This window comes from Pseudomonadota bacterium, assembly GCA_022361155.1.
Classification (GTDB): domain Bacteria; phylum Myxococcota_A; class Polyangia; order Polyangiales; family JAKSBK01; genus JAKSBK01.
On the sequence record JAKSBK010000090.1, the window covers coordinates 1 to 6,596 of the forward strand.

General features: G+C 65.1%; 6 protein-coding genes. All 6 read left to right on the forward strand.

Going from position 1 to position 6,596, the window contains the following annotated elements:
- Positions 1 to 1,077 (forward strand): hypothetical protein (locus MJD61_02635; protein MCG8554176.1); only part of this gene is annotated, 1,077 nt, incomplete at its 5' end.
- A 217-nt stretch (positions 1,078 to 1,294) separates the two neighbouring features.
- Positions 1,295 to 1,699 (forward strand): hypothetical protein, encoded by a 405-nt coding sequence (locus MJD61_02640; GenBank protein ID MCG8554177.1) that lies wholly within the window; start codon positions 1,295 to 1,297, stop codon positions 1,697 to 1,699.
- Positions 1,700 to 1,824: 125 nt separating this feature from the next.
- Entirely contained in the window at positions 1,825 to 2,979 is a 1,155-nt protein-coding gene (locus MJD61_02645) for a ParA family protein (GenBank protein ID MCG8554178.1), read from the forward strand.
- Between the two features lie 2 nt (positions 2,980 to 2,981).
- The gene (locus tag MJD61_02650) at positions 2,982 to 4,355 is read left to right on the forward strand and encodes a hypothetical protein (protein ID MCG8554179.1); all 1,374 of its coding nucleotides are present in this window, start codon (positions 2,982 to 2,984) and stop codon (positions 4,353 to 4,355) included.
- Positions 4,356 to 5,094: 739 nt separating this feature from the next.
- Positions 5,095 to 6,024 carry a hypothetical protein gene (locus tag MJD61_02655; GenBank protein MCG8554180.1) on the forward strand — a complete coding sequence of 310 codons (930 nt, stop codon included), beginning with the start codon at positions 5,095 to 5,097 and terminating at the stop codon, positions 6,022 to 6,024.
- Positions 6,015 to 6,569 (forward strand): hypothetical protein, encoded by a 555-nt coding sequence (locus tag MJD61_02660; GenBank protein ID MCG8554181.1) that lies wholly within the window; start codon positions 6,015 to 6,017, stop codon positions 6,567 to 6,569. Before MJD61_02655 ends, MJD61_02660 begins: the two co-directional genes overlap by 10 nt.
- The last annotated feature ends 27 nt before the right edge of the window (positions 6,570 to 6,596 follow it).

The window sequence follows — 6,596 nt, forward strand, 5'->3', positions numbered from 1 at the left end:
GATCGCTCCGGATCCAAGTTCCAGGGCGTGCTCTTGCGAAGCGACGACCGCGCTGCCACCTGGAGCGTGCTGCCCGTGCCCGACACCGGGCTGTTCGCTATTCCCTACCTGTCTGCGATCGCGCCGGCCGACCCGGCCACCGTTTACGTGCGCGTCTACGGTCAAGGGCAGGACCGCTTATTGGTCTCGTCGAACGGCGGGCACGACTGGCAGCGCGTGCTCGAGGGCAGGGCCGTGATGGCCGGCTTTGCGCTGTCGCCCGACGGCACGGAGTTGGCCATCGGTTTTGGCCTGCCTGCTCGTCCCCGCAACATCGACTGCGAGCGGCTGGGCATCTGGAAGGCGCCGACACGCGACCTGGTGTTCCGGAAGGTGTTCGGCGGCGTCGTGCGATGCCTGACCTGGACGGGGCGGGGTCTGTACGCATGCCTGAGCGAGCGAGCGCACGGTTTCGAGCTGGGGCTGTCCGAGGACGGGGGACAGCGTTTCAAGCCCTTGATGAAGCTTCGCAGTGTAAAGGGGCTGGCGTGCCCCTTGCCGAGCCCGCTCGCCACCACCTGCGCCGAGCCCTGGAAGTGGCTGTGTCCAAAGATAGGCACCGCTTGCGTTGGCCCCGACGCCGCCACGCCGGCGACCGTCCCGATCGACGTCCTAGCCGGTTGCGGCAGCGATGCTGCCGTGCCGCAGGCTTCCGCCGATGCTGGGGTCGCCGTGCCTCCCGGCGCTGCGACCCATACAGACGCCGCGCCCGCGGTTGCGTCACCCGACGCAGGCGCCGCCGGAGCTCGCGATGCAGCAGCCCGCGCACCCGATAGCGCGGCCGCTCCCGATAGCGCGGCCGCAGCGCTCCGCCACGCCCCCGGCACGAACGGCTGCGGCTGCAACCTGGCGGCCAGCCGGCCCGCGACATCGTTCGTGTACCTGTGGTTGCCGCTCGCGGCACTGCTCCTTTTTGGCGCACGCGTACGCGGAGCATGGTGCAGCTTGCTCGCGACCGGCCAGGAAGATCCGGACTGCCGACGTGAGGCTCAGCACAACGCTAGCCGCACGAGGTACTGTGGAGGGGGCGGGTGGTGAGCTGGAATGTCGCGGCTCGGCTTCCACAATCGGCACAAGCATGCAGCGCTCTGTGCGGGATGCTGGTAGTGTCTCAGCACAGCCATGGTCCACCGTAGTTCGCCACCACCTGTGCGCCCACGCGACTTTTCCGTGGGCCGCCACGATAGGGTGGCTGTCCTGTATCCTCGCTCACGGGACACACGGTGCCGGCCGCTCTCGTGCTACAAGACTCGCGATGCCAGTCAGTTTCGAGGACGCAGCGACGCGAATGTTCAAGGACGGTGAGACCCTCTTTCAGCGCAACCGCCTGGGAGCTGCGGACCACTTGTTTGGACTTGCCGCCGAGTGCGCACTGAAGGCGATTCTCACGCTCAGCGGTGTGATTACTGGGAGCCCTCCGGCAGCGCGCTACAAGTGCCACGTGAATGCGCTCTGGCACGAGTATCAGACTGCTGTCGGCGGCGTGTCGCGGCTGATTCCTCCCGTGGGCACGAATCCTTTCGCAGACTGGGAAGCTGCGCACCGCTACGAGGAGGACCACATGTTCGATCGTCCCCGAGTGGACGGTCACCGCCGTGGAGCCATGGAAGCCATGAAGGCGCTTGCAGATGCACGCGTGGCTCTGGGGGGAATCCGTTGACCATTCGCTTTCACGACGCGTGGGAGGCGGGCAAACGAATCGTGCTCGGAGCCCGGGAAGGTAGACTTGAAAAAGCGGGCAAGGTGGTTCTAGTCCGTGATGTTACTGGTCGGCTGAACCTCGCGGTGGAGAACAAGATTGAGCCGGAGGCCCGCCGGAGCTTGCTTGCGGACCTCAGCGAGGCGATGGGCCCCTTCCTAGCGGAGGGCGTTCTCGAGGCGCCGGACCTGTTTGCGCGAGACGCCGTGTTCGCTACGTCTGATGCCGTGCCCCTCGGAGCCCGCGATGTTTGGCGCTTGGACCGCGTCGTTACCGGGGCCGAGTGGGTTCGTGCCGCGCTACCCAATGAGCCGCCTCGTCCACCCCGCGCCACCCTCTTCGGGGTGAAGGGTGGTGTGGGACGTTCAACCGCGATCTGCGTATGGTCTTGGCATCTAGCAACGCGCGGCAAGAAGGTCCTCGTAGTCGACCTGGATCTGGAGGCGCCGGGAGTGTCCTCGATGCTGCTCAGCTCTGGGGCGGAGCCGGACTATGGTCTGGTTGATTGGCTCGTCGAGGACGCTGTCGGCAATGCAGACGATGAACTCGGTCGCATGATGATCGCGCAGAGCAGCCTAGCCGATGGAACGCCTGGACAGATTCTCGTGGCGCCATGTGGTGGGACCCAAGGCACGCACGAGTACACTGATAAACTTGCGCGTGCATATGTGGACATACCAACCCGTCACGGCCTACGGACCTTCGCGGGAAGGGTCGCAGCTCTTGTGGACCACTTGGAGCGCATCACAGCGCCAGACGTCGTGCTCATCGATAGCAGATCTGGCATCCACGACCTCGCTGCGATCGCGACGGTGCGTCTTGGAACAGTGTCCTTCCTGTTCGCCGTCGATACACGTCAAACATGGGACGCGTACCGCATCTTACTTTCCAGCTGGAGCCGTCGTCCCCAGGCGGCCCACCGCATACGTGCCCAGCTGCAGATGGTCGCGGCCCAGGTCCCGGAAACCCATCGTGTGGAGTACCTGGCAAGAACTCAGCAGAGATCCTACGATCTGTTCGCGGATACTCTCTACGAGGAAGCGGCGCCAGACGACACAAACGCGTTCAACTTCGACGTTCTAGCAGCGGAAGCGCCGCACTACCCACTGCCGGTGTACTGGAGCCGGGCGATGCAGGCGTGGGAACCCACCGAAGGTGCTGTGAGCTACGCCGAGCTGCAGGGTCTCTACGGTGAGTTCCTGCGGCGTGCGACGGACCTAGTAGTGGGCGATGAGGTCTAAGGATGGTCACAACGGAACGCACACGCGAGCTGCTTCGGGAGGCCATGACTTCGAGCATACCTGAGGTGCCGTCGCAGTTCAGCGACGTCGAGAGACGCTTCGTGTACGTGCCAGGGACACACCGCCGCGCCCTCGAGCCGAACGCCATGCTCGTGGTCGGCGCGCGGGGAGCCGGCAAGAGCTTCTGGTGGCACGCTCTTCAGGTCTCGAGTACTCGCGATGAGGTTCTTGGACAGAAAACCGACGTGTCCGTGGGCTTCGGTGAAGCCCCTAGCCCCGAGTGGCCCAACAAGGATGAGCTAGACCAGCTCCTGAAGGCCGAGCAGAAGCCCAGATTGATTTGGAAGACGGTCGTGTTCTGCAAGCTAGAACCCGAGCGCTCGATCTTGGCGAAAGAGTGGCCCGAACGGGTGTCGTGGGTAACTGAGAACCCATCTGCTGTTGCTAGAGTGCTGCGAGAGTTTGACCAAGACCTCGCTTCCAAGGGACGTTCGCATCTCGTGCTGTTTGACGCTCTGGACCGGACGGCGGATGATCACGAACAAAGGACCGCGCTTCTTCGTGGCCTACTTGAGTTGGTGCTCGAGTTCAGGCCGTACGCGAGCCTTCGCGCGAAGGTTTTTGTGCGCCCTGATATGCTCTCCGACCCGCAGGTTCGCACGTTCACTGATGCGTCCAAGGTCGTCGCCTCCGCCGTACGTTTGGACTGGCGCCCAGTGGACTTGTACGCGCTTCTCTTTCGCTACATGGGCAACGCAGATAAATCGGAGGCCGCACGTGCGTTTCGAGGGCTGACCGGGCACGCGTCAGACATCGCTGGAGAGTGGCATGTGCCCGCCCGTCTTCGCGATGACGAGTTCGAGCAGCAACGTGTCTTCACTAGCTTGGCGGGTCCGTACATGGGTACGAACCGCCGACGAGGGAAGACTTACACATGGGTTCCGAACCACTTGGCGGACGCGCTGCAGAGGGTAAGTCCGAGGAGTTTTTTGGCCGCAATGCGTGCAGCCTCGACACACTCTGCTCCCAGTACGCATCCTCTTCACTGGAAGGGACTGCAAGAGGGGGTTCGTGTTGCGTCGAACTACCGAGTGCAGGAGATCGAGGAAGATCTTCCGTGGGCGCACGCAGCTATGGAAATCCTCTCGGATCTGGTTGTCCCGTGCGCAGTTTCGAAAATCACCTCCGCTTGGCGCCGGGGGCAACTCCTCGAGCAAGGCTTGCGCAGCGCGCCGCAGAGTCTGGAAGAGGTCCTCAGAGAGCTCAAGGAGATGGGGATCTTTGCACGCCTTCCGGACGGGCGAATCAACATTCCGGACGTGTATCGAGTTGGTTTTCGGCTAAGGAGGAAAGGGGGGTTGAAGCCGCAAGCGTAGTCCGGAGCGCCACGACACACTGGTTGCTGGACGTTCCAGGGCCCGCGATGGGACTTTCACAGACCACGGACCAATCGCGATCGTTGGCGTCAGAGGTGATCGCCACCTGTAGCGAGATCGATGTCACGGTGGACCTTAGCCCGCATCCGTCACGAGCCCCCGTCGCTGTGTCGAACCGAACCGCATGGTCGAACCGAAGTCGAACCGAACCGCATGGTCGAACCGAACCGCATGGTCGAACCGAACCGCATGGTCGAACTGAACCGCATGGTCGAACCGAACCGTATGGTCGAACCGAACCGCATGCCCGATCCACCGCGCTAGCCGGGGCGCTTCGCTGCATCGCTGGAGATCACAGAAGCGTAGCGACGAGAACTCCAATAGTGTCAACTATGCTTCCGGTGCCTCAACTGCGTGCCGCGCGCTTCGCTGCATCGCGGGAGATCGGCGGCTATCACAGCCGGCTCGGGCATGCGGTTCTGGATCGGTGGAGCAGCTCGAAGTTGGTGAAACGGTGTCGTGGGCCAGGGCGGGACTGTCGGCCAAGGTGGTGTTGTCGGTCAGGGGGGGTGACCCCGGGGTGACCCCGGGGATCGCTGGTCAGAGCGGTACCGTCGGTCAAGGCGGTGTCGGGGGTCAGGGGGGTGCTGGGCGGTCGTGGCGGTGTCCTGGGGCAGGCCGGTGTCGGTGGTCGGGCCGGTGCCTCTGGCGGATTCGGCATGTGCTCCCAGGGCTTTGAGTGCCGATTCTCCAAGGCAGTACAGAGCCGGCTGCCTTCACCAGCCCGGGCGGGGGTGGGCGGGCCGGTCTGGGCACGCCAGATGCCGCGGTTGCTGGCGAAGGGGGCGGCGTTGACGCGAGTGGCGCCGGGGGAGACGGTGGGGACGCTGGCAGCGCCGGAGAACCGGGCGCAGCCGGGTTGGGTGGCGGAGGCGCAGCTGGGTTGGGTGGCGGAGGCGCAGCCGGGTTGGGTGGCAGCGCCGGAGAACCGGGCGCAGCCGGCACCGGCGGCGGAGGCGTGGCGGGTTCTGGCGGTGCCGGAACGGCCGGGGGCGCTGCTGCGGCCGGGGGCGAGCTCGTGTGGGCAAAACGCGCGGGCGGAAGCGCTGAAGACTTCGCCCTTTCTGTCTCGGTCGTGCCGGATGGCTCTTCGTTGCTTGCGGGCTACTTCAGGGATACGGCGACCTTTGGTCCCGGCGAGCCGATGGAGACGGCGCTCATCTCCACGGGCGAGTTCGACCTGTTTGTGGCACGCTACGAGGCGGATGGCTCGCTTGCCTGGGCCAAACGCGCAGGCGTCGAAGAATACGACTCGGGCTTGTCCATCTCGGCACTTGGCGATGGGTCTGCGCTGATCGCGGGGTCCTTCCTCGGTACGGCGACCTTTGGTCCCGGCGAATCTGGACAAACCGTGCTCAGCGCTGCGGGTCAGCGTGACGTGTTCGAATTCCTCTTGGGGACGCAATCGTTCGACTCTTTCGTGCAAGACGAAGACTCCACCGTCGGTTGGCAACAAGCTCGCAAGTGGGGACGGCTTCCGCTATTCGAACAGCAGCGGGGCCGGCGAGTGGCCAGCCGGGGGACAGCCCACCAACCCGTAGGCGAACCGGCTGCTCCCTGGACGCGGTCGCGACCTTGCTGGCAGCGAGAGGACATCGCATGCGTATAGACAACCAGCAACGTGACTCGGGGTTGCCCTTCGTGCTGTGGCTTGCCGCGGCCTGTACCATGCTGAGCCTGGCCTGCGGCGGCAAGACCACCATTGCTCCGGGAGGCGCCGGTAGCACTCTCGGTGGCATGGGCGGTCGAGGAGGCTCGAGCGGCGCCACGGGCATGGGTGGCGGTGGTCAGGGCAGCCGGGCAGGTCAAGGCGGTTCGAGCGGTGGAGCAGGCACGGGCGGTCAAGGGGGTCGAGGGGGCTTCGGCGGTATGATGGTGGCGGGCACGGGCGGTCAGGGTGCAGCCGGCGGCATGGCGGGCGCGTCCGGTCAAGCGGGCTCGGGAGGCTCCGGAGCTATGGGCGGCCAGACCTGGAGCCCCCCTTGCCCCTTCCATGTACCCGTGTGCACAACGCATCCCTGGTTTCCGGGCATCTACTACTGCGCGACGAGGCCCCGCGGGGCGCCTTACCCATGCGGAGCGAGATGCAGTGGAATCGGCTCTTGCATGGTGATCGACGGAGCGGGCTGGTGCATCCGGCACTGCACTCCCTGATGCCGAGCGAGCCATGGGCCATGGCGC